The 22902-nt window shown below is 42.0% G+C and carries 20 protein-coding genes, 1 pseudogene and 1 riboswitch; of the genes and pseudogenes, 19 read left to right on the plus strand and 2 right to left on the minus strand.

What is annotated here, in order from left to right; translation table 11 throughout:
• The first annotated feature begins 42 nt into the window (after nt 1–42).
• The 15 genes from HQN88_RS11195 to HQN88_RS11265 all read left to right on the plus strand — a co-directional run bounded on the left by HQN88_RS11195 (nt 43) and on the right by HQN88_RS11265 (nt 14244).
• Nucleotides 43–1383: an MATE family efflux transporter gene (locus HQN88_RS11195; protein WP_173111071.1), complete on the plus strand. Its 1341-nt coding sequence runs from the start codon at nt 43–45 to the stop codon at nt 1381–1383.
• Between the two features lie 43 nt (nt 1384–1426).
• Entirely contained in the window at nt 1427–2446 is a 1020-nt protein-coding gene (locus HQN88_RS11200) for a polysaccharide biosynthesis protein (RefSeq protein ID WP_173111074.1), read from the plus strand.
• Nucleotides 2446–3555 carry a capsular polysaccharide biosynthesis protein CapF gene (locus HQN88_RS11205; protein WP_173111604.1) on the plus strand — a complete coding sequence of 370 codons (1110 nt, stop codon included), beginning with the start codon at nt 2446–2448 and terminating at the stop codon, nt 3553–3555. Before HQN88_RS11200 ends, HQN88_RS11205 begins: the two co-directional genes overlap by 1 nt.
• A 3-nt stretch (nt 3556–3558) precedes the next feature.
• Nucleotides 3559–4683, plus strand: coding sequence for a non-hydrolyzing UDP-N-acetylglucosamine 2-epimerase (gene wecB, locus HQN88_RS11210; RefSeq protein WP_173111077.1), 1125 nt, complete (start codon nt 3559–3561; stop codon nt 4681–4683).
• A gap of 103 nt (nt 4684–4786) precedes the next feature.
• Entirely contained in the window at nt 4787–6163 is a 1377-nt protein-coding gene (locus HQN88_RS11215) for a UDP-glucose dehydrogenase family protein (protein ID WP_173111080.1), read from the plus strand.
• A complete protein-coding gene (locus HQN88_RS11220; protein ID WP_173111083.1) occupies nt 6138–7166 on the plus strand; it encodes a GDP-mannose 4,6-dehydratase in 1029 nt (342 codons plus the stop codon). The genes HQN88_RS11215 and HQN88_RS11220 overlap by 26 nt, the downstream gene beginning before the upstream one ends.
• A gap of 133 nt (nt 7167–7299) precedes the next feature.
• Nucleotides 7300–7387, plus strand: a riboswitch (cyclic di-GMP riboswitch).
• 744 nt (nt 7388–8131) lie between these two features.
• Nucleotides 8132–8788 carry a hypothetical protein gene (locus HQN88_RS11225; RefSeq protein WP_173111086.1) on the plus strand — a complete coding sequence of 219 codons (657 nt, stop codon included), beginning with the start codon at nt 8132–8134 and terminating at the stop codon, nt 8786–8788.
• A 36-nt stretch (nt 8789–8824) separates the two neighbouring features.
• Nucleotides 8825–9376, plus strand: coding sequence for a hypothetical protein (locus tag HQN88_RS11230; RefSeq protein WP_173111089.1), 552 nt, complete (start codon nt 8825–8827; stop codon nt 9374–9376).
• Nucleotides 9377–9399: 23 nt separating this feature from the next.
• Nucleotides 9400–10365 (plus strand): copper amine oxidase N-terminal domain-containing protein, encoded by a 966-nt coding sequence (locus HQN88_RS11235; RefSeq protein ID WP_173111091.1) that lies wholly within the window; start codon nt 9400–9402, stop codon nt 10363–10365.
• Between the two features lie 98 nt (nt 10366–10463).
• Nucleotides 10464–10889, plus strand: coding sequence for a hypothetical protein (locus tag HQN88_RS37315; protein ID WP_216855689.1), 426 nt, complete (start codon nt 10464–10466; stop codon nt 10887–10889).
• 190 nt (nt 10890–11079) lie between these two features.
• Complete coding sequence (locus tag HQN88_RS11245; RefSeq protein ID WP_173111094.1) at nt 11080–12003, plus strand: NAD(P)/FAD-dependent oxidoreductase; 924 nt, start codon at nt 11080–11082, stop codon at nt 12001–12003.
• A 25-nt stretch (nt 12004–12028) separates the two neighbouring features.
• Nucleotides 12029–12268 (plus strand): glutaredoxin family protein, encoded by a 240-nt coding sequence (locus HQN88_RS11250; protein ID WP_173111097.1) that lies wholly within the window; start codon nt 12029–12031, stop codon nt 12266–12268.
• A gap of 32 nt (nt 12269–12300) precedes the next feature.
• Nucleotides 12301–12870 carry a peroxiredoxin gene (locus tag HQN88_RS11255; RefSeq protein WP_173111100.1) on the plus strand — a complete coding sequence of 190 codons (570 nt, stop codon included), beginning with the start codon at nt 12301–12303 and terminating at the stop codon, nt 12868–12870.
• Between the two features lie 304 nt (nt 12871–13174).
• Complete coding sequence (locus tag HQN88_RS11260) at nt 13175–13855, plus strand: response regulator (RefSeq protein ID WP_173111103.1); 681 nt, start codon at nt 13175–13177, stop codon at nt 13853–13855.
• 119 nt (nt 13856–13974) lie between these two features.
• Nucleotides 13975–14244: a hypothetical protein gene (locus tag HQN88_RS11265; RefSeq protein ID WP_171630242.1), complete on the plus strand. Its 270-nt coding sequence runs from the start codon at nt 13975–13977 to the stop codon at nt 14242–14244.
• 491 nt (nt 14245–14735) lie between these two features.
• On the opposite strand, the gene HQN88_RS11270 is transcribed toward HQN88_RS11265, so the two are convergent.
• Complete coding sequence (locus HQN88_RS11270; RefSeq protein ID WP_173111106.1) at nt 14736–15827, minus strand: LacI family DNA-binding transcriptional regulator; 1092 nt, start codon at nt 15825–15827, stop codon at nt 14736–14738.
• A gap of 244 nt (nt 15828–16071) precedes the next feature.
• Here HQN88_RS11270 and HQN88_RS11275 point away from each other — a divergent pair, with 244 nt between their 5' ends.
• The 3 genes and pseudogenes from HQN88_RS11275 (at nt 16072) to HQN88_RS11285 (ending at nt 21384) form a co-directional block, all read left to right on the plus strand.
• Entirely contained in the window at nt 16072–19188 is a 3117-nt protein-coding gene (locus HQN88_RS11275) for an alpha-amylase family protein (protein ID WP_173111109.1), read from the plus strand.
• A gap of 95 nt (nt 19189–19283) precedes the next feature.
• Nucleotides 19284–19445 carry a hypothetical protein gene (locus HQN88_RS11280; protein WP_173111112.1) on the plus strand — a complete coding sequence of 54 codons (162 nt, stop codon included), beginning with the start codon at nt 19284–19286 and terminating at the stop codon, nt 19443–19445.
• 492 nt (nt 19446–19937) lie between these two features.
• A pseudogene (locus HQN88_RS11285) lies at nt 19938–21384 on the plus strand (IS1182 family transposase).
• Between the two features lie 170 nt (nt 21385–21554).
• Here the strand turns inward: HQN88_RS11285 and HQN88_RS11290 are convergent.
• Nucleotides 21555–21791 carry an AbrB/MazE/SpoVT family DNA-binding domain-containing protein gene (locus HQN88_RS11290; protein WP_173111115.1) on the minus strand — a complete coding sequence of 79 codons (237 nt, stop codon included), beginning with the start codon at nt 21789–21791 and terminating at the stop codon, nt 21555–21557.
• 256 nt (nt 21792–22047) lie between these two features.
• On the opposite strand from HQN88_RS11290, the gene HQN88_RS11295 reads away from it, so the two are divergent.
• Nucleotides 22048–22902, plus strand: a complete 855-nt coding sequence (locus HQN88_RS11295) for a sugar phosphate isomerase/epimerase family protein (RefSeq protein ID WP_173111118.1) — start codon at nt 22048–22050, stop codon at nt 22900–22902.

Below are 22902 nucleotides of genomic sequence, written 5' to 3' on the forward strand. Positions count from 1 at the left end.
TGTGAATCGTTAATATAATATAAAGATGATAGGTAATAATTAATGAAAAGAAATTATTTTTATTCAATAAAAAAAAATAAAAGCTTATTTTTAAATATTGTGGGTTCAATAGGAATAAAAGGTTTGTCTATGCTGGTTGGCCTACTGACACTCTCGGAGAGTATGAATTATTTCTCAGATCGACAAGTACTAGGTGTGTGGTTCGTATTAGTATCAATATTAACTTGGATCCTTACATTTGACTTTGGTATAGGCAATGGGTTAAGAAATTATCTTGTTGAAGCGTTTGTTGAAAAAGATACAGTTAAAGTGAAACGATATATTTCCTCAGCATATTTTACAATGGGAGTTCTATCTCTAACACTTATAATAGTAGGTTATATTTTTATAGGAATATTAGATTGGAATTCCCTTCTAAACATTGAAGATAACCTTATCAATAATAAATTTTTAATAATTGTGATTCGAATAATGTTTATTGGTATTGGACTTCAGTTTTTCTTGAAGCTTATATTGTCAGTATTATACGCAATGCAAAAAACTGCTTTATCGAATTTGATATCTTTGATATCGAATACTTTAATACTTATTTTTGTTATGCTTAATAAAACAATGGACATAAAATCTAGTCTTTTAAATCTATCAATTGTTTATATTTTGGCAATCAATATACCACTTATAGTTGTCACTATAGTATTGTTTATAAATCCGTTAAAGAAATCAAAGCCCAATCTTAAATATTTGTCAAAAGAATATGCTAATAAAGTATTAAAGTTAGGATATATGTTTTTCTGGGTACAACTTAGTTTATTAATAATCAACTTGACTAATGAATTTCTGATTGCTCGATTGTTTGGCCCTGAATATATTGTAGAATACCAAGTTTACAATAGATTTTTTATGCTTTTTTTGACTTTTTTTTCAATCTTAACAATACCGATTTGGTCAGAAATAACGAAAGCTTATAAGGAGAAGAGAATTGATTGGATTAGAAAAATGTATAAATATCTTAACTTTGCAGCCTTAGCTGTTTGTATTATCTGTTTTTCAATTTTACCAGTATTTCAATATATTGTTAACTTATGGATGGGGAGTAATGCATTAATAGTTGATATTCATACAGCGTTTTTATTTGCTACTTTCAATAGTTTAATGGTTTTTATTTACGCAGTTACATGTATTGCAAATGGGATAGGAAATTTAAAGACTCAGTTGATATGTAACACAATTGCAGCTGTAATTAAAATACCACTTACTATATTATTATCAAATTTATTAGATGCTTGGACAGTATTAATAGTGGTAAACATAATAATAATGCTTCCGAGTGCGGTGGTACAACCTCTGGTTATACGGAGACAATTAAACTTTGTATACAAATAGTATCATAATCTAAGTGTAGAATATAAGTTGAGGAGAAATTTAAATGTTTAACAATAAGACTTTATTAATTACAGGTGGCACAGGTTCTTTTGGTAATGCTGTTATGAAAAAATTCTTAGATTCAAATATTAAAGAAATTCGAATTTTTTCTCGTGATGAAAAAAAACAGGATGACATGAGAAAACTTTATAAAAATGAAAAGCTGAAGTTCTATATTGGTGATGTGAGAGATTTGGGGAGTTTAAAAAATGCAATGCATGGTGTCGATTACATTTTTCACGCAGCAGCACTAAAGCAAGTACCATCTTGCGAATTTTTCCCACTAGAAGCTGTTAAAACAAATGTGATAGGAACAGATAATGTGCTTTCAAGTGCTATTGAAAGTGGAGTAAATAAAGTGATTTGTTTGTCTACCGATAAAGCTGCCTATCCAATAAATGCAATGGGCATTTCTAAAGCAATGATGGAAAAGGTCTATGTTGCTAAAGCAAAGACAGTAGACTCAGATCGGACATTAATTTGTGGTACACGCTATGGAAATGTGATGGCTTCTAGAGGTTCTGTAATACCCTTATTTATTGAACAGATTAAGAATGGGGAACCATTAACAGTAACAGACCCCAACATGACTAGATTTCTTATGAGTTTGGAAGAGGCTGTTGAACTCGTAGTATTTGCATTTGAAAATGCTGTTGCAGGGGATATTATGGTACAAAAAGCACCTGCATCGACTATTGGGGATCTAGCACAAGCAATTAAAGAATTGTTCAATGCAGGCAATGAGATAAAAATTATTGGAACTCGGCATGGGGAAAAATTATATGAAACGCTATTAACTAAGGAAGAACATATAGTAGCTGAAGATTTAGGTGGTTTTTATAGGGTGCCAGCAGATAAAAGGGATCTTAATTATGATAAGTATTTTGTAGAAGGTGTTAAGAAATTATCTTCTGAAGATGAGTATAATTCTCACAATACAGATAGACTAAATATAGAACAGATTAAAGATAGGTTACTAATGCTTGATTATGTTCAAGAAGAATTGAAAGGTTGGAATAAATGATGAGGATACTGGTGACCGGTTCAAAGGGTTTTATCGGTAGAAATCTCATAGCAGAGCTTAAAAACCAAGATTTTACAGATATTTTTGAGTACAGTAGGGAAACAGATCCATCTTTACTAGATAAATATTGTAAAGAGGCAGATTTTGTGTTTCATCTTGCTGGTGTAAATCGTCCCAATGATGAGTCTGAATTCATGGAAGGTAACTATGATTTTACATCAACCCTACTAGATTCTTTGAAAAAGAACCAAAACAATTGTCCAGTAATGCTATCGTCTTCAATCCAGGCTGAACTAGATAACCCATATGGTATTAGCAAAAAAGCTGGTGAGGATTTACTCATTGATTACAGCAAAAAAACAGGGGCTAAAGTACTCATTTACCGTTTATTTAATGTGTTTGGGAAGTGGTGTAGACCTAATTATAACAGTGCAGTTGCGACATTCTGTCACAATATTGCTAATCAATTACCGATATCCGTAAATGATCCGAGCGTTGAAATGAAATTAGTTTATATCGATGATGTTGTAGAAGAATTGATCAGTTCATTGAAAGGTAATGAAAATTTAGTTGGTGATTTTTGTGAAATTCGGGAAGTTCACAAGATTACTCTTGAAGAATTAGTTACATTGATTAGTTCCTTCAAAATGAGTCGTGAGGAACGCTCTATTCCTAATATGACTAATAAATTTACGAAGAAATTATATAGTACTTATTTGAGCTACTTGCCAAAAGATCAATTCAATTATGACCTTAAGATGAATATAGATCAAAGAGGGTCTTTTACAGAGTTTATTAAAACTCCTGATAGAGGGCAAGTATCTGTGAATATATCTAAGCCTGGCATAACAAAAGGAAATCATTGGCATCATACAAAGAATGAGAAATTTCTTGTGGTAAGTGGCAAAGGAGTCATCCGATTAAGAAATATCCATTCAGATGAAATAATTGAGTATTTTGTATGTGGAGACAAATTGGAAGTAGTAGATATACCGATTGGCTATACACATAATATTGAAAACCTTGGAAATATCGATATGGTTACGATTATGTGGGCTAATGAATTCTTTGATCCTAAGAAGCCTGACACATACTATTTGGAGGTTTAGTACATGCAAAAATTAAAAGTCATGACAGTCGTTGGTACTAGACCAGAGATCATAAGACTGTCAGCAATAATTAATAAACTAGAAGAATCAAATGCAATAGAGCATACCTTGGTTCATACGGGACAAAATTATGATTATGAGTTAAATGATATTTTTTTTAATGACTTTAATTTAAAAAAACCGGATTATTTTCTCAACGCGGCTACAGGAACAGCGGTTGAAACTATAGGGAATATTTTCGTTAAAATTGATCCTATTATGGACAATGTTAATCCAGATGCAGTGTTAGTACTTGGTGATACCAATAGTTGTCTATGTGCTATTGCGGCAAAAAGAAAGCAAATTCCAATATTCCATATGGAAGCAGGAAATAGATGTTTTGACCAACGAGTACCAGAAGAAACCAATAGAAAAATAGTTGATCACATAGCAGATATCAACTTAACCTATAGCGACATTGCAAGAGAATATTTATTAAAAGAAGGTCTACCTGCAGATCGAATTATTAAAACTGGTAGTCCGATGTTCGAAGTTCTTGACTCGAGAAAAGATGACATTGAGAAATCAGATATATTAGCGAGATTGGAACTTAAAGAAGGAAAATACTTTCTAGTATCAGCTCATCGAGAAGAAAATATTAACTCAGAAACTAATTTCCTAGATTTAGTTGATAGTTTAAATTCGGTAGCAGAAAAATATAATGTACCTGTAATTGTAAGTGTACATCCTCGAACTAGAAATATGATTAACTCTAAAGGAATAAAGTTCAATTCATTGATAAATACGATGAAACCCCTAGGTTTTAATGACTATGTTAAGCTTCAAATCAAAGCAAAAGCAGTACTAAGTGATAGTGGAACTATAAGTGAAGAGGCTTCTATTCTTGGTTTTAGAGCACTTAATATTAGACAAGCTCATGAAAGACCAGAAGCAATGGAAGAGGCATCGGTTATGATGGTAGGATTAAAAAGAGAGAGAATAATGCAAGGATTAGAGATTTTAGAAAAGCAAGATAGAAATACTCTACGGTTTGTTGATGATTATAGTATGCCTAATGTATCAGATAAAGTCCTTAGAATTATACTTTCCTATACGGATTATGTGAACAGAGTTGTATGGGGAAAATAGGTTGATAAAGTAAATCTTACATGAGCCCCTCAAGAAAAGGCTAGAAATATTCAAGAAAAAGACTTTGTTTTATATTTATTGAAAAGTAGAGGATGGCGTAGCCATGACTAAGATTGCAGTAGCAGGAACAGGTTATGTCGGCTTAGTTGCAGGTGCGTGTTTCGCTGAAGTTGGCCACTATGTAACTTGTGTTGATATTGACGAAAATAAAGTGAACTTAATGAAATCAGGTGTCTCACCAATTTATGAAGATGGTTTGGAAGTGTTAATGCAGAAAAATTATGCTGCAGGAAGACTTGAATTTACTACTGATTACAAATCAGCCTATAAAGAAGCAGACGTAATTTTCATAGGAGTAGGAACACCTGAGCAGCCTGATGGTTCTGCTAATCTATCGTATATTGCAACTGTTGCAAGGCAAATTGCTGAAACGATAGTGAAAGATTGTCTTGTTGTAGTGAAATCTACAGTTCCAGTCGGAACAAATGATAAAGTGGAACAATTCATTAATGATTTCTTGGTGAATGATGTAAGAGTAGAAGTAGCATCAAACCCTGAGTTCCTGGCTCAAGGATCTGCAGTGCACGATACTCTCTACGCTGAAAGAATTATTATTGGAACTGAAAGCAACTGGGCTGAAGAACAACTGAAGGGGATATACGAACCTTTTCATTTACCAATTGTTTCAGTAAATAGAAGATCAGCAGAAATGATTAAATATGCAGCAAATGACTTCCTTGCTCTTAAGATTTCTTATATGAATGATATAGCCAACCTTTGTGAGCTTGTGGGAGCGGATATTCAAGATGTTGCAAAAGGCATGAGTTTTGATGAAAGAATTGGCAGTAAGTTCTTGAATGCAGGAATTGGTTATGGTGGTTCATGTTTTCCGAAGGATACTAAGGCGCTTGAATATATGGCAAAACAACATGGGTATGAACTAAGAACTGTGAAGGCTGCAATTGATGTGAACAATGACCAAAAAACGGTACTATTTAACAAAGCTAGTAAGAGACTAATTACTTTTAATGGACTAAAGGTCGCAATACTAGGTCTAACATTCAAGCCAGGCACAGATGATTTAAGAGAAGCTGCTTCACTTGAAAACGTGCCATTGTTGTTAGATCAGGGTGCAGATATCTATGCCTATGACCCTATAGGAAGCATGAACTTCAGTAGAGTATTTCCAGAAGGAACGATTAGTAGAGGAAGCATTACATATGTAGAGAAAATTGATGGTGCGTTAGAAGATGCAAATGTCTGCTTTATTTTCACTGAATGGGGAGATATCAAAGCAGTACATCCTGAGACTTTTGAAAAACTGATGAGAACACCACTAGTCTATGATGGAAGAAATATCTTTAATGTTACTGATATGAGAGACGCAGGGGTGGAATATCATTCTATTGGACGTTCATCAGCAACTAGAGAGGATATAAAGGAGTTGAGGAATCTTGGATTACAAAGCGTTAGATCCTAGTAAAGTGTATTTGATAACAGGATCGGCAGGATTTATCGGGTATTTCTTATCTAGGAAGCTTTTAGAACAAGGTTGTACTGTGATTGGTTTAGATAATCTAAATGACTATTACGATGTGAAACTTAAAAATACTCGTTTAGAGCTACTGAAACAGCATGAGAAATTTAATTTTATTAAAGTAGATATTTCAGAAAAGTCTACAATTACGCATATCTTTAAAGAGTACAAGCCGAATATAGTGGTAAATTTAGCAGCCCAAGCAGGAGTTCGGTATTCTATAGAAAACCCAGATGTGTATATTCAAAGTAATGTTATCGGTTTTTATAATATTCTTGAAGCATGTAGAGAATTTCCTGTGGAACACCTCGTGTATGCATCTTCCAGCTCTGTTTACGGTGCAAATAAGAAGGTGCCTTTTGAAGAAACAGATTTCGTGGATCATCCAGTTTCGCTATATGCGTCTACGAAAAAAACTAACGAATTAATGGCACACACGTATAGCCACTTATATAAGCTTCCTGCTACAGGACTTCGGTTCTTTACGGTTTATGGTCCTATGGGACGACCTGATATGGCTTATTTCGGATTCGCAGATAAGCATTTTGCTGGTGAGCCAATTAAGATTTATAATAATGGCGATTTTGAAAATGACCTCTACCGCGACTTTACATTCATTGATGACATCGTAACGGGAATCGAGCGATTACTTGCAAAACCTCCCACAGAGTCAGCTCTTCATAAAGTCTTTAATATAGGGAATAGTAGTCCAGAAAAGCTAATGGTATTTATAGAAACTTTGGAACGAACATTAAGTAACGCTTTGGATAAAGAAGTAGTATTTAAAAAGGTGTTTGAGCCTATCAAACCTGGGGATGTGCCAGCAACTTATGCATCTACAGAATTATTGGAGAAAGCAATTGGATTTAGGCCCAAGACATCAATAGAAGATGGATTGCAGAAATTCGCTGATTGGTACGTTGAGTATAATAAAATTAGGATATAGGATATCTACGTTAATTGTAAATAATGGCTACCTAGTACTTCCGCCCCTCCCTCCCTACAAATAATCACGACGAATAGATCATTGCTGCAAATTATGGATTTGCTACAATAGAAATAAGTCAATCGCATAAATCGGACGATAATGGCAAAGCTGATGAAAATCAGTGACGCAAAGCTATAGGGACTAAGCTGGTTATGCCAGTATGTCAGCCAGCTTCCGAATCATCGTGCCTCCCAGCGATTTATGTGAAATCGAGGAGGGAATTAGATGGATAAGTATTGGCACTCTTTTTGGTTGAGATTTAATGAGGTTATCTTGGATAGCTGCATATGTGATGTTGAACGAACGAAGATTTTTAACAAAATTAGTTATCATCGTACGAAACTCTATACATAGTGAAAGCACCCTGAGGGTGCTTTTTTTTGATATCGTTCTCATTGTTGCCGCGGGTACTGCTTTAAACAGAAAATAGGACTATTGACCATGACCTTGGTCCCTCTGTAAATGTCGAATTCTCAGGTATAATGAATTTATTCCCAACTTGTACAAACCGTTATTTTGGGCTGTCGGTGAAGCGTCTGCGTTTAAACCCCCAATATTTGATCCAAATAGCGCCTTCATCATCCTTGAAAAGCTTGATACCTATTAGTTTCAATGGAGTCCATACTTCTGAAAAGTAGTAATTAGGCAAGTGCATCGTCTCCTGTGTATGGTGTATATTACTAATTAATATAAATGCTATCAATTGAAAAGTATGTCGAAATTTGTCACCCGTCTTAGTGTGGTGATTATTTTTGCGTTCTAGTGCACTTCGTGGTGCGTTTTTTTGCGTTTTCTGCGACAATATGTGACTTCTGGGCTCAAAGAGTTTATAATATACATATCTAATATGTGACTTGGCTGGTGAAGATATGAAGAAAAAGAAGTGGAAGAAGCGACTAGTCTGGGTTGGAAGTAGTTCTATAATGCTACTTGTAATTGGGTACTTTGGCATGAATATAGCTATGTCTTATTTTCTGAATTCGATGATTCCCTCCATGCCTTTGGAAATCAGTCAAGCGGTTGACGAAGAGGATAGCTTAATAGTTTCTGATGTTAGTGATGTTAATAGTAAAACTAACGCGATAAAAGCAACGAAGGAGTCTACGATTCCCAATGTGCAGAAGCTAGATGATGCGACGCCTACGCTTAAACCGCAAGAGACGACGATTCCAATAGATACGTCTACTGAGAAACAAGCTACTGGTTCATCTACTCAGAAGACGAATGATTCTAAGAGTGTTGGTCAGATTTCTACACCATCTCCATCGTCAAAGAATGGGACAGGCTATGAGGCTCAAATTACGACAGAGAAAGCAAAAGAAGTCCAGGATGTGATTACGCTCAAAGAAAAGGCTTCTGTAACTTCGGTGCTTTTGAAGAAATTAAGTGCGTCGGATCTCCAACTCTTTGCAAAGATGGCTGGTAATGGCTTATCTGTTGATGAAAAGAAGAAAGCTAAGGATATTATTCTACAGAAGCTATCGGAAGACGAGTATAACCAATTGATTGGTATTGCAGCGAAGTATGGATTAAGCCAAGGGAAGAAATATGCAGATACGCAGCCAAAGTCAACAAAGTAATGTAAACAGAGTTGCTAACTACAGTAGGGGGTTGAGATGAGAAAAAGGTTCATACTGACTGTCATTGTGCTAGGTATGCTAGGCGTTGGCGGTTATACGGCTTATAGTTATGTGATGAATGTGATTGCAGACAAAATAGCTAATCAACTCGTCGTGGATAGTGGGACAAGTCAGGAATGGTTGAATTCCATGGATATGTCCGCTATTGCAAATACGATTGAAAGTCCTCCAACGGTTTCACCGAGTGTTGAGAAGCCGAAGACGGCAAATGAAGATAAGTCGAATCCTAAAAATTCGAATGAACAGGTCAACGCTGGGAATACCGTGAAGGAGCAAGAGCCAACAACGGGAAATGAACAAAAGAAGTCGACTGCAACGGAGAAGAAGGAAGCTGTTCAATTTGAGGATAAGCAGGAGGCTGTGAAGTTCGTGATGAGCCGATTCTCGGCATCTGAACTCAACAAGCTTAGGCAAATGGCTAGTGGTGGACTGACGCCTGAGAAGAAGGCGGAACTGAAGAAGATTGCGTATACGAAGTTTAATTCGGCAGAGATTGCAGCTGTACAGAAAGTAGTTTCATCCCAATAATACATAGAAGAGGTGTTCAGGAAGTGAAAGCAAGTCAACGTATGAAAGTAATAACAGGTTTATCGTTAGCGGTTCTGATTGGGATTTCTGCGCAAGCATCAGCAGCACAAGCGCCAGTAGATGTGGATGTGTATCAAGTTCCGATGCATTTTACATTTGATGGGAAGGAATATGCACCGCCAGAGGGTCAGCAGGGTTTTATTTATGAAGGCACAACCTATGTTCCTATTCGATTCATTTCTTACTCGCTGGATAAAGCGGTCAACTGGGACCCGAATACATACACGGTAACGATTGCAGAGCCGAAGGCAACAGATAAAATTAATATTAGTGAGTATAAATTAAATACGCAGGTTTTTTCGAAAAGTACGGAGAAATTCGATAAATCGAAGTTGGCTCCAAGTAATTTGAAGGTATATAAAGAGAAGATTAATTATGTTTTTGACGGTGTAAAGAAGAGTCCAGCCGATGAATTGCCAGGATATATTGTGAATGGTAGTTTGTTTGTTCCGATCCGTTTCTTCTCGGAGTCCGTTGGCAAGACGATCAATTGGGATTCGGAAACGTACACGGTGTCCGCGGTTACGAAGGAAGAGAAGAAGCCTGAGGTAAAATTGCCAGAAACGAAACCAGAAACGAAGCCTGTCGTTACTGGGCCTGTTGGCGGCGGTGGTGGAGGTGGATCCATTAATAAACCATCCGAAGCTTCTATTAAGGCTGATGCTGAAGCTAAAATGTCAGCTTTAGAGTCAAAGGCATCTGATGTATTGTTTGATCTATTAGCTAAGTACCTTGTCTCACATGATAAGAGTTTAATATCAGAAGCCAGAGCGTTCATCGCGGATACAGAGAGTAAATTTTATCAAATTTTGAATGACGCAGAATCGAAACTTTCAACGAATGGTTATAATACTGAGATTATTAATACTTATGAAGCAGCTTATTTGGAAAAGAAAGCGTATCAAGAGGAAATACTTAAATCCCAATAATCCGCCCATTTTTGGGCTTTCATTCACCGAGTAGGCTATCGCACACATACAGTATAGTATCTAATCAAACTATACAGAGGATTGTGAGTGATTCCGATATGACGAAGCGTGAAGATCAAGAATTTCGTCCACCGCTCGGTGGACATGGCGGCGGTTTAGGTGGTATAGGCGGTATAGGACACGGTCCAGGAGGCATTGGTGGACCCGGAGGGCCGGGGCACTTCCCAGGAGGACCTGGCGGTCCAGGACACTTTCCAGGAGGACCTGGCGGTCCAGGTCACTTCCCGGGTGGACCCGGAGGCCCAGGTCATTTCCCAGGAGGCCCCGGGCACTTTCCCCACCATGGCGGCGGCTTTAACAATGTGTTGCCTTGGGTAGTGGCTCCATTGCTATATGGTGCAGCGACACAACCGTACTACCAATACCCACCATATTACCCGTACCCATATCCATATCCGCCATACTATCAGCAATATCCACCATATCCGCCGTATCCCGTGATAAGGGATGATCAAGAATCATAGTAGTATAAGAATCAGAGCTGTCTAATAAGTAGGAACTTCCTGCTTGCTAGGCAGCTTTTTTCATTATTTAGTTTATTTAGAATTATTATAAATAAGGTTGACATTATCCTTATTTTATTTATAATAATTATTATCTGATATCGATTATCAATGAAAAATTAAGAAGCCGTATGGAAGGAGTGCATCACCGATGTATGATGTCATTATTGTTGGAGCTGGTCCTGCTGGAGCTTCTGCGGCGATTTATACAGCACGAGGGAATTTGAGAACGTTAGTTATCGATAAAGCACCGAATACAGGAGCTTTAGCCATTACGCACAAAATTGCGAATTATCCCGGTGTCATTGGGGAATTGTCAGGTAAGGATCTGTTGGATACGATGCGCGACCAAGCCAAAGGCTTCGGAGCTGAGTTCATCCAAACGACGATTACAGATGTGGATGTGGAAGGCGAAACGAAGTATGTGTTTACCGCTGATGGGATGTTTGAAGGTAAGTCGATCATCATTGCAACAGGTTCTAAGGGACGTAACCGGATGCTGCCTGGTGAGGAAAATCTGATGGGACGCGGCGTTAGTACGTGTGCGACGTGTGATGGTGCTTTTTTCGAAGGCAAAACGGTCGCAGTGATCGGGGATTCGGAAGAGGCGCTGGAAGAAGCCCAGGCGTTAAGCAAGTTCACTAAATCCATCCATTTCGTTGTACCTCGACCCGAGTTGCAAGGTGTACATCACGTTCCAGAGTTGAAAGGCACGAACATTCTTTACAAGACGAAGCCGCTCGAAGTTCTGGGCGAAGGGCAGGTGCAAGGTCTCAAAATTCGTACAAGCTCTGGCGCCGAGGAGGTGCTGGATGTGGATGGTGTCTTCGTTTTCCTATCTGGCAGTAAGCCAGGTACGGATTTCCTACAGGATCAAGTTCCTCTTGATGAGGATGGTTTTATGATCTTGGACAGCTCGATGCAGTCGCCGGTTGCGGGTGTATTCGGTGCAGGAGAAGTTAGACGTACCCCAGTGAAACAAGCGGTTGTTGCCGCTGCGGACGGTGCGATTGCCGCCATGGCAGTGGATAAATTCATTAATAAACGGGCTCAACTGATCCCGCAATACAAATAAATTAACCTTTAGGAGATGACCAACTATGTCTAATGTAATCGTATATTCCAGTACTAATTGCCCTTATTGTGTCCAACTGAAAAAATATTTAACAGATCAGCAAGTCGGTTTTGAAGAAAGAAACATCGATTTGAATGACCAATACGGACAAGAGCTGCACGATATGGGCCTCATGTCATTGCCTGTCACCGTCATCGGTGACCACAAAATTCTGGGTCTCAACGTTACCAAACTCAAAAAAGCACTAGCTGAAATCGCTAGCTAATCTAATTCATAAAACCAAAGGAGATATCAACCATGACACAACAACTAACCGTTCAATCACCTGCTACTTTTGCTAAAATAGGACTGCCAGCCCCGAGCTTCAACCTGCTCTCCACAAAAAATATGGAGACGCTCGAAGAAAAAATCTCGTTTGAGGATTACCGTGGCAGATGGCTCGTATTCTTCTTCTGGCCATTTGACTTTACGTTCGTATGCCCGACGGAAATTACCGCGTTCAGCGACTATTACGAGCAATTCCTTGACCTCGATTGTGACATCGTCGGTGCATCTGTAGACAGCGTCTACACGCATCGTGCATGGACACAAACGCCGCGCGATCAAAGCGGTATTGGTCCTGTTAAATTCCCATTGGTCAGTGATTTCTCCAAAGAAACAGCACGTGCCTATGGCGTCCTAGATGACGAGACAGGTGCTGCGCACCGCGGTTTGTTCATCATTGATCCGGATGGGGTGCTTCGCTATCAAGTGGTTACGGACATGAATGTCGGCCGCTCGGTAGATGAGACGCTTCGTGTGCTTCAAGCGCTGCAAGCTGGCGGTCTGTGCCCAGCGAACTGGAAGCCAGGCGATCGCACGCTGTAAGCCGATTGTTAAGGGAAGCAGCCCGGCCCGCCGAGGCGAGCTAGCGCACAAAAAATGTGCGCAAGGGACCCGCCGGGCCCGCCGAGGCGAGCTAGCGCACAAAAAATGTGCGCAAGGGAATGGGCCCGGCCCGCCGAGGCGAGTTAGTGCACAAAATTTGTGCGCAAGTGCAAATAACTATTGTAATTTTCTGTAACTTGAAGTAAATTATTTATGAAGATCAGGTCGTGAAGAACACGCCGCTTGTATGGGAACCCGGTTCCCGTGCAAGCGGCTATTTTATTTCTTCGAGGTGGAGAAGAAGATGGGGAAAATAAATGATGAGATGAGCTTACAGCTACGTGATGCGTACGAAAAGTGGATGGCATTACAAATCAAGTCGTCCACAGGAGATCGGCGGCTGAGGCTGCAAAAGGGTCTGAGTTTCTCATTAAAGAAATTCATTATCCATGTGCTCTGGTCTGCAGTCGGGAGTTTTGAGGGATGGTTTGCTGAGTACGAAGTGATGGATTATAAAGACGGATATAGATACCTTGATTTGGCAAAACCATCGACTGGTATCAAAATTTGTATCGAAGTCGACGATAAGGGAACACATGGTCACAACGCGGATTCCTATAAATTTTCAGATGACCGATTCCGCCAGAATGATCTTATCATCGACGACTGGAAAGTGCTGCGCTTTTCATTGCAAAGCATACTGGAGCAGCCTCGCCGTTGCCAACAACAGTTGATGCATGCGTTAGCGAAGTGGGGGAATGAATCCCAAATAGCACAGCCGCTTTTGTCACCAACCGAACTTGCTATTTTCAAGTTGATTGAAAATAAGACAAAGGCCTACTCCCCGATTTCGATAGCTCAAGCAGTTGGAATCCATAGACATACAGCAGTAAAATATCTGAAGTCTCTAGTTGAAAAAGGTAAAGTAATACCTGATGTCAAAACAGGCGGTCCAATCAGGAGATACCGCTGCAACAAGGGTTAATGAGACGGAAGTTTGAATTGTCGAAATGTGAAAATTATCAAGCTGGCATAGTTCGTATTCGTACCCCCAATTAAAGTATAATAGGTACATTACAGGTAGATAGTGAGGTCGAATGCAGCATGGCGTCCATTGCGGACAAGGTATTTATGGGTTCTTTAATTTTGATGATGATAGCTGTTGTCGTTAGCGGAATTGGCTTTCAATTCGTGAATTGGAAATCACAGGTGACCAATGAACTTGAGGGAGAAACACAAACGAGCAGCTCGCGGAAGAAATCCGTTATGGATCGACAAGATAAAAGTCTGAAACGCATAGGGCGTTCTTATTTATTTTGGATTGCTCTTGCGGGCATGCTAATTTCTATAGGTTTAAGTTATTTATCGAAATAGGGAAAAGCGTAGAGCTGCTCATGTAAATGATGAGTGTGCTGTACGCTTTTTGGTTAATTATCGGGGCGAAACGACGAAAATTTACATAGTATGATGGACAAGATTCTCCAACATTCGCATCAATTGTGCGTTATAAAGAATATATAGATTCTTTATAAGGAAGTGAAGGTTGATTTCTATGAAAACGGACACGCAATTGAAAATCGAGATTCAAATTATTTCTAATGAAATATCTTTGCTATATAAGAAACAAGATGAACTAAGCAAGCAATTACAGGAAGTTTGTCTCCACGAAGAGAGACTTACCCTCAACAATGTAGAATATTCGGGTATTTTACAAAGTATTGACTACTGTATGGATTGCAGAAAAACATTAACCCTCGATAGTTGCGCAACAAGTGTTTAAACCATCTTAGGTAGTGATATATGTCGTTATACAGAACAGTGAATAAACGCGCCGGTATTGGCGTGCTTACTCATTGTTTTTTAATTTAGCCAGAATCCCGCGCAATAAACCGAGCGGATAACACCACTTTCTCCACCTGTCTGCCCGGGTGCTGTAGTCGGTACAGCAGTGTTTCTACAGCGCGAATACCTAAAGCTTCCTTACCGAGCTCGATCGTGCTCAGAGTAGGAGTCGCATAAGCGGCTGTCTCAATATTGTCCAGCCCGATGACTTTAACTTGTGAAGGTACGTCGAGACCGTGTCGGCTTAAGATGGGCAGGAGTGCAAGGGCGAGATGATCATTGGCGCAAACAAAGCCGTCTGGCATGGTTTCCGGTGTTAATGCCGCAACTTTGCGCTCCAATTGGTGAAGCATGTGTGGGCCTGAGTAAGGGATTTGCCACTTCTTCAAATGGTAGTGCTCAACAGGTCCAGGTCCTGCTATGTCTTCGAGCGCCATGCGGCAGCCCCACCATCGCTCTTTGAAACTGACGGCGAATTGATCATCGCCTATGAAAATAACACGCTTCGCGCCCGCGGAGAGCAAGCGTTGGCAAGCCATTTTGCCAGCATCCAAATTGTTATTGAGCACACAATCGACTTCGATGAGCGGTTCATGATGGTCGATAAGGATAAGTGGAATGCCACTCTGCTTCAACGAAATGACGGACTGCGCAGGAAAGGTGCCTGCTAGCAGCTGCCCTATGCAATGCGACGGATCGAGATAGGAAGGCATCTGCAGTCCCAGTTGGTGATGAGGTGCGATGGGAACGATGAGATGCTCATAACCGAGCTCTTTGCTAGCTGAAGCAATGCCGGTGAGAACCTTTCCCCAGAAAGGGTTGTCCTCCAGATAGGTAGACTGAATCCAGACTAGGATATAAGGTGTAATTTCGGTTGTGGCAGCGGGTTTGGAATCGGTATCCCCATGCGAGATGTGGCTGGCAGTTTGATGAAGAGCTGCAGGGCGTTGCGGGTGTTTCTGCTTGAGTGTATAGCCCATCGCTTTGGCAGTCTCCTGAATACGAAGACGGTTCTCTTCACTGACGCCTGATTTGCCAGATAAAGCTTGAGAAACGGTATATTTGGACATACCTAGTCGGTCTGCAATTTGCTGCATGGATACTTTTGGGCTCATGAGTGACATCCTTCTATGTTATATATACGTTGATTTATTGGAATGAACCTAACAAATCTATTGTTCCTGATCAAGGGGATATTGTCAATGCGCGTTTATTTCATAGGTTTATGCAAAAAAAGATTGACCACAACTCAGAAAGTGAGTAAATTATGTTCATAATTACGAGTTGTTAGCCTAACAAAAATAACGAAATAACATGAAGTGACGATTGAACCCACACATCGATTTGGAGGATGAAAGCATGCTTACAACGATTATTTTTTACGATCCGACATTTCCATATGAAGGAATTCGGCCCGATGACAAGGCTGTTGCACAGCTTGGAGAAATAGGAAGAGTGGTTGGAGCGGAGGGGTTAGAAGAAGCTCTGCAGCAAGGGGCAGATAACTTCATTCATCTCCACGGACGTTACTTTCCGAAGTCAGCATGGCAAGCAATCCTGACTCATGCGCGTAAAGGCAAAGGATTCGTACATCTAGGCAGTGCTCCCTTCCGGGTACCGGCATACCTAGGCACAGAGGGTTGGGAGCTGGAAATTGAGCAAACGGCGTACCATCAACAGCTTCAAATTCATGAAATTCTGTCCGTTGACGATGCTCCTATCGTCAGCTATACCGCGAATGTTGAGTTACCATTGCTGGCAGGCAAGGAAAATCTGTTCGCCATTCAACCGACGGTTGGCTTCGCGCTGCATGTGACTCGTACCGACGATCATCCAGGTCAAATTGGTTCTAGTGGTCCGATGGACGCGCATTTCACGCCACTTCTGAAAGGGATTTCCAAGGAAGGACGCGAAGTGGCTGCACCGATCGTGCTTCTTGAGAACACGAAGGGGGCGTTTGCGGGAGGGCGGTGGATTTTCGCCAATGTGGTCACGGATGAAACCTTCTGGGGTAACGGTGGAGCAGCGCTTGTAAGTGAATTGGCAGCATTTACTCAGCGCGGTGTCACGGAAATATGGTTCAAGCCGAACTACGCTTGCTATGATCCGGGCGACCGTGCAGCGTTGACAGTTCAATTGCAGACGCTTGCGAATCGTACGGGGGCTGTCTCGGAGAATGAGTCTTGGACATTCCATGTCCAAGTATCCAAAGACGGTGCAACATCACCGATCTGGACGACGGAATTCTCGATGAGTGCGTCACGCGAGCTCTCTTTTAAAAAGGTAAACCTTCCTGTCGATATTGAAGCGGGTTACTATACAGCGGTTTGTAAAGCAGCAGCGAATACGGGGGAAACGCGCACCTTTAACCAAGGTTTCTGGGGATATGATGCCGAGTTGCTTCGCGAAGGGACGCCGATGTCCTGTGATCGCGACTACTTCTGGAAGGACGGACGTCCGCTTCCGATCGTTGGGATGACGTATATGACGAGCGATGTGGCGAGGAAGTTTTTGTTCTTGCCAAACGTTTCCGTGTGGGATCGCGATATTGCGCAAATGGTCAAAGCGGGTATCAACCTGCTGCGTACTGGGGTGTGGTCAGCTTGGCGTCAAATCATGTTCGTAGACGGACATCCGTATGAGGAAGTGCTGCGCAGCATCGATGCTTTTATTTTGACTTGCAAAAGACATGGGATCGAAGTCACGTTTAATTTCTTCTCTTTTACACCAGAGCTGTGGGAGGGCGTGAATCCGTATTTGGATCCGCGCAGCGTGGAGGCGCAGAAGCGGTTTATATCTTCGGTGGTGTCCAGACATAAGGAAACGACGAATGTGCATTGGGATCTGATCAATGAGCCGTCGATGTTCAATCCGAGTAAACCTTTTGCAGGGCCGCAGTCCGCACATGATGCTTTCGAGCACGAAGCGTATGTAGCTTGGCTGGAGGAGCGTCATGGGGATATTCGGAAGCTGCAAGAACGCTGGAATATGTCTCCTGCCAAACTGCCGAGCTTCGCTAGTGTCCGCTTGTTGGATTCTTCTGAGGTGAACATGAGCACGACAGAGACGCTGGAGAAAAAAGGTTCCCCATGGTTGGACTACACCCTGTTCACAATGGACATGCACAATCGCTGGGCGAAGGAATTGATCGCGACCATTCGCAGTATAAACCCCGCACAGTTGGCGACTGTGGGACAGGATGAGGGATTGGGCGCGCAGCGGCCATCGCCATTCTTTTACGCGGAGGCTGTGGACTATACGACGGTGCATACGTGGTGGTTAATGGATCAGTTAGTATGGGACGGGATTTTCTCCAAGGCGCCGACGAAGCCGAGTTTGATTCAAGAAACGGGCATTATGTATGTAGAGACGGCAGATGGGCGTGCGAAGCGTTCGGAGTATGAGTTGCGAAATATTTTGGAGCGTAAATACGCCTATGCGTTCTCGACGGGGGGAGCGGGTGCTGTTCAGTGGATTTGGAATATTAACTTCTATATGAACAACATTAATGAGTCGCATATTGGGGCGTTGCGGGCAGATGGGACAGAGAAGCCGGAGGCAGATGTTTCGTACGATTTCGGGGCATTCATGGGCGAGATTCGCGATCTTTTCGTTGGCCGTAAATTAGAGGACGTCGTAGCTGTGTTCCCGTATTCGAATGATTTTTCCACGCGCAAATTAGCCGGTGATGCAACAGCGAAGCTGACGCGCACTTTGGCTTATGGGATGAACGTACCGTTCCGCGGGTTGAGCGAGTATCATCTCGAGGCATTGGCTTCGGATCAGCCGAAGCTGATTATCGTGCCAAGTGCGCACAACTTCAGTGATGCCGCTTTGGAAAAATTGACGACGCATGTCCGTGAGAATGGCGGAACATTGCTGTTTACAGGTCCGCTTGGTTTGAATGAGTACTGGGCACCAGTTGCTCGGTTGACGGATATCGTAGGTGAAACGGTGCTGGGCAACATTGTCCGTGAAGAGGCGATGGTCTTGGACGGCGAAATGCTTCCTGTGTCCTTCGGTGGTGCGCGAATCGCTCAGCTGAATAAAGAAGTACCACTTTCCGATGATGGCAAATGGAATTCGCAGCATGGCGTCGTTCGCAGCTACGGGCTCGGCAAAGGACAGCTCATCTGGTGTCCACTCCCAGTGGAGCTTGGTGAGCGCGATGAAGTGTTGGAGAAACTTTACGCGTATGCGTTGAAAACGGCTGGCGTTGAGCGTGAGCTGACGTGGCTGAAAGGCGGGCAGTTGCCGGGCGTGTACGGGCGGAAGCTGAGCTTTGACAGCGGATCGTTATTCATCTTCGTCTCGGAGTTCGGGGTGGACACGGAGATCGAAGTGACCGATCCGGCAACGGGAAGGAGCTACGCGTTCGAACTGGAAGCCGAACGTACAGTGATGTTCGCTGCGAATTCTGCAGGCGAGTTGCTGGCGGTGTATCGACCTGAGCAGGTTCAGGTCAAGGTGAAGTAGGAAAGATGAAGCCCCCGGGTGAGAAGATGTTCTCATTTGGGGGCTTTTTGGCATTTGGAGATGAGTAGGAGTAAGAGTGGTAGTGGTGGTTGGAGATGTATATGGATGAGGAGGTGGAAGTGGAAGTGGAAGTAGAAGTAGAAGTAGAAGTAGAAGTAGAAGTAGAAGTAGAAGTAGAAGTAGAAGTAGAAGTAGAAGTAGAAGTTGAAGTGGAAGTAGAAGTAGAAGTAGAAGTAGAAGTGGAAAGGTGGAGTTAGGTAGCTAAATTTATTTCGATCGGCGGAGGGAGTGGATGAGAATGATGAGATAGGAGTAGAGAGAAGTAGATAGAATTAGAGAGGGGCAGTTATGTAGATATCTTTTAAATAAATGGAAAAAGTATATCTAAAATAGTCGTATTTCTCAGAATTTGCTGAATTGATGGAAAAAGTACAGCTAATATGAGCAGGATTGGCGGTATATAGGATTCTGAAGGATATTAACTGTATGAAATCCATCTATTGGATCTGAATGAAGCAAATCAGCAAAAATAGCTACATAAAATCCATTTAAATTTGTTTCGAGCGGCGGAGGGAGTGGAGGAAGTGGAGGAAGTGGAGGGAGTCAATGCGCAAAAAGCCCCTCAGGGTCATCCGAGGCCACTGAAAAAGTCTATTCATAGGAAAAGGTACAGACCTTCAAGAAAATTGAAGCGGCTGTACTTTTTTTTGCTCTATAATAGAGTCATCACAAAAAGTAGGTGAGAGCGGATGATTCGGCATCAACAGACCTTGATTTTAAGTCCTTACGCGGCACTGTATGACATCGTCGTGCCGAAGGATAACATACTTCGGCAAATTAATGAATTAGTGGATTTCACTTTCATATATGAGGAATTGGAAGCTAAATATTGTTTGGACAATGGTCGTAACGCCATTGATCCCATTCGTATGTTTAAATATTTACTGCTAAAAGCTATCTTCGAGCTATCTGATGCTGACATTGTCGAGCGATCTAAGTACGACATGTCATTCAAATACTTCCTCGGCATGGCACCGGAGGACACGGTAATCGATTCGAGCTCCTTGACGAAGTTCCGCAAGCTGCGGTTGAAAGACATTAACCTTTTAGACATGCTCATTGGCAAGACCGTAGAACTTGCCATCGAACGGAATATCTTAAGGAGCAACTCTATCATCGTTGACGCAACGCATACGAAAGCGCGCTATAACCAGAAATCGCCGCAAGAAATTCTGCAAGACCGTGCACGAAAGTTGCGAAAAGCCGTTTACGCCATGGATGACTCGACTAAAGCCAAGATGCCAGCAAAGAATACAGCCAACGTTCTTGAAAACGAAATCGAGTACTGCCAAAAGCTCGTCACCTTCATCGAATACCAATCTGGAATCGCTCTAGTGCCAAAGGTTCTAGAACCGCTTAACCTACTGAAAGAGACCATAAACGATGACATTGAGCAACTTCGTCTGGCGGCGGATCCGGATGCGCGAGTGGGACATAAGAGCGCAGACGATGCTTTCTTTGGTTACAAAACGCACCTAGCAATGACCGAGGAACGTATTGTTACAGCGGCTGTTATTACAACTGGCGAAAAGAACGACGGCAAACAATTGCAGACACTGATTGAGAAAAGTAAAGCAGCAGGTATGCAGGTCAAAACCGTTATTGGAGGCTTACTCCGAAAAAGATAACATTTTGTACACGAAGAGCAATGAGATTAAACTGGTAGCCAAACTCAATCCGCTCATTACACAAGGCGGCCGTAAGAGCGAGGACGAGTTTTTGTTCAACAAAGATGCTGGCATGTACGTTTGTCCCGCAGGTCACATGGCCATTCGTAAAGCGAGACAAGGAAAGAAAGGCGTCGGTAAAAACCAAGCCGACACCTATTTTTTTGATGTGGAGCTATGCAAGTATTGCCCATTGAAAGAAGGCTGCTACAAAGAAGGAGCTAAAAGCAAGACGTATTCGGTAACGATTAAATCCGATGAACACTCCGAACAAAAGGCATTTCAGGAAAGCGAGTATTTCAAGGAGAAATCTAAGGAACGCTACAAGATTGAAGCGAAGAACAGTGAACTCAAACACGGGCACGGGTATGATGTCGCCACATCCTCGGGTCTGCTTGCCATGCAATTGCAAGGTGCAATAACCATTTTCGCAGTAAATCTAAAGCGGATCTTAAAGTTAGCGGATTAAAAATACCGAATGAAACAGCGGTCTTAGGAGTAAAAAGAAGACATCCGAGCCCAAAGAGGGAACGGATGTCTTCTTTTTTGATACGTAAAGGCAATCAACGAAAAATGCGTAAGTTTTTCAGTGGCCTCGGGTCATCCCTGAAGGGCTTTTGTCCAGCCTTGATTGGACTGTTACGTAATCTCATCAATACAAGTGCCGCAAACAAGCTTTCCTTTGAAATAAGTCATATCCTCGAAATTACCACAAAACACACAAGCAGGCATATACTTCTTGAGCGTAATACGCTCAGGGTCCACATAGACCTCGATGGCGTCACCGATCTCAATATGGAGTGTACGACGCAACTCAATAGGTAAAACAATCCGTCCCAATTCGTCTACTTTTCTTACAATTCCCGTCGATTTCATACATATACCTCCTTTTTTCATGAACGAAGGAACTACTTTAACTAGTTACAAAGTCTCATATTCTGTATATACATCTATTCCACATATCCACTCAAATTCCTTTTATTTACTGACTGTGATTTTCAAGCAGAGACCAATATGCCACTGCTGAATGAAAGCGAAAAAAATGTAAACTTACTTCAATAGAAACGTCAACTTTGACCCAGACAATCTTGGTATAGTTAGGAAAATAACAAGCGAAGGTGGAGGTTATTCATTGATTTGGAATCGTTTAGGCGTATTGACGGATGAAGTATCTCCGGATTTTGAGAAAGCGTTGAATTGGGCTGCCGAGCAGGGGTTACAACATGTTGAAGTAAGAGTTGTGAATGGCGTCAATGTATCTGTATTGGCTGACGATCAGATCGCTGACATCCGCAAAATGGTTGAAGAGCGTGGGCTTTACGTCTCCGCCATTGCATCTCCTGTGTTTAAATGCGCGTTGGATCCCAAGCGAATGGTGGAATCGGGGGATACGTTCGGGCAGCAAGAACAGAGTGTGGAGGAGCATTTTAAGAAACTGGACAGGGTTATCGAAATTGCTAAAGGGCTGGGGACAACGCGCATCCGTATTTTCTCGTTCTGGCGAGAGTTGGAGCCGCAGCAGCATCGTGATGAGATTGTTCATCATTTAAAAAGGGCAGGCGACATCGCGGCGAGGGAAGGCGTGGTCCTGCTCCTAGAGAATGAGCCTTCCTGTAACGGAGGCTTTGCGGAGGAAGTAGCGGCACTTGTATCTGCCATCGATTCTCCAGCAGTTCGTGGTCTTTGGGATCCAGGCAATGAAGCGTATGGCGCCAGAGAGGCGTTCCCGAGCGGATACCAGTACATGAAGGATGCTTTGGCACATGTCCATTTGAAGGATGCCTACATTCGTCACGATGGAACTCCGAAATGTGTGCCTCTTGGTTCAGGGGATGCGGCAATAACGGCTCAAATTAAGGCGCTTGAAGCGGATGGGTATGAGGGATTGTATACGATTGAAACGCATTTTGTTCCAGAAGGCGGCAGCCAGCTGACAGGTACGCGAATGACACTGGATGCGCTTCGAGCTCTGCTTGAGGAGGTATAG

It is taken from the genome of Paenibacillus qinlingensis, from assembly GCF_013204845.1.
Lineage (GTDB): Bacteria > Bacillota > Bacilli > Paenibacillales > NBRC-103111 > Paenibacillus_E > Paenibacillus_E qinlingensis.

Coding starts and splice junctions, on each gene's coding strand:
- HQN88_RS11195 (WP_173111071.1), top strand. CDS start 43: ATGAAAAGAAATTATTTTTATTCAATAAAAAAAAATAAAAGCTTATTT.
- HQN88_RS11270 (WP_173111106.1), bottom strand. CDS start 15,827: ATGAGCCCAAAAGTATCCATGCAGCAAATTGCAGACCGACTAGGTATG.
- HQN88_RS11255 (WP_173111100.1), top strand. CDS start 12,301: ATGACACAACAACTAACCGTTCAATCACCTGCTACTTTTGCTAAAATA.
- HQN88_RS11215 (WP_173111080.1), top strand. CDS start 4,787: ATGACTAAGATTGCAGTAGCAGGAACAGGTTATGTCGGCTTAGTTGCA.
- wecB (WP_173111077.1), top strand. CDS start 3,559: ATGCAAAAATTAAAAGTCATGACAGTCGTTGGTACTAGACCAGAGATC.
- HQN88_RS11200 (WP_173111074.1), top strand. CDS start 1,427: ATGTTTAACAATAAGACTTTATTAATTACAGGTGGCACAGGTTCTTTT.
- HQN88_RS37315 (WP_216855689.1), top strand. CDS start 10,464: ATGACGAAGCGTGAAGATCAAGAATTTCGTCCACCGCTCGGTGGACAT.
- HQN88_RS11265 (WP_171630242.1), top strand. CDS start 13,975: ATGGCGTCCATTGCGGACAAGGTATTTATGGGTTCTTTAATTTTGATG.
- HQN88_RS11280 (WP_173111112.1), top strand. CDS start 19,284: ATGTATATGGATGAGGAGGTGGAAGTGGAAGTGGAAGTAGAAGTAGAA.
- HQN88_RS11250 (WP_173111097.1), top strand. CDS start 12,029: ATGTCTAATGTAATCGTATATTCCAGTACTAATTGCCCTTATTGTGTC.
- HQN88_RS11290 (WP_173111115.1), bottom strand. CDS start 21,791: ATGAAATCGACGGGAATTGTAAGAAAAGTAGACGAATTGGGACGGATT.
- HQN88_RS11245 (WP_173111094.1), top strand. CDS start 11,080: ATGTATGATGTCATTATTGTTGGAGCTGGTCCTGCTGGAGCTTCTGCG.
- HQN88_RS11225 (WP_173111086.1), top strand. CDS start 8,132: ATGCTACTTGTAATTGGGTACTTTGGCATGAATATAGCTATGTCTTAT.
- HQN88_RS11230 (WP_173111089.1), top strand. CDS start 8,825: ATGAGAAAAAGGTTCATACTGACTGTCATTGTGCTAGGTATGCTAGGC.
- HQN88_RS11275 (WP_173111109.1), top strand. CDS start 16,072: ATGCTTACAACGATTATTTTTTACGATCCGACATTTCCATATGAAGGA.
- HQN88_RS11260 (WP_173111103.1), top strand. CDS start 13,175: ATGGGGAAAATAAATGATGAGATGAGCTTACAGCTACGTGATGCGTAC.
- HQN88_RS11205 (WP_173111604.1), top strand. CDS start 2,446: ATGAGGATACTGGTGACCGGTTCAAAGGGTTTTATCGGTAGAAATCTC.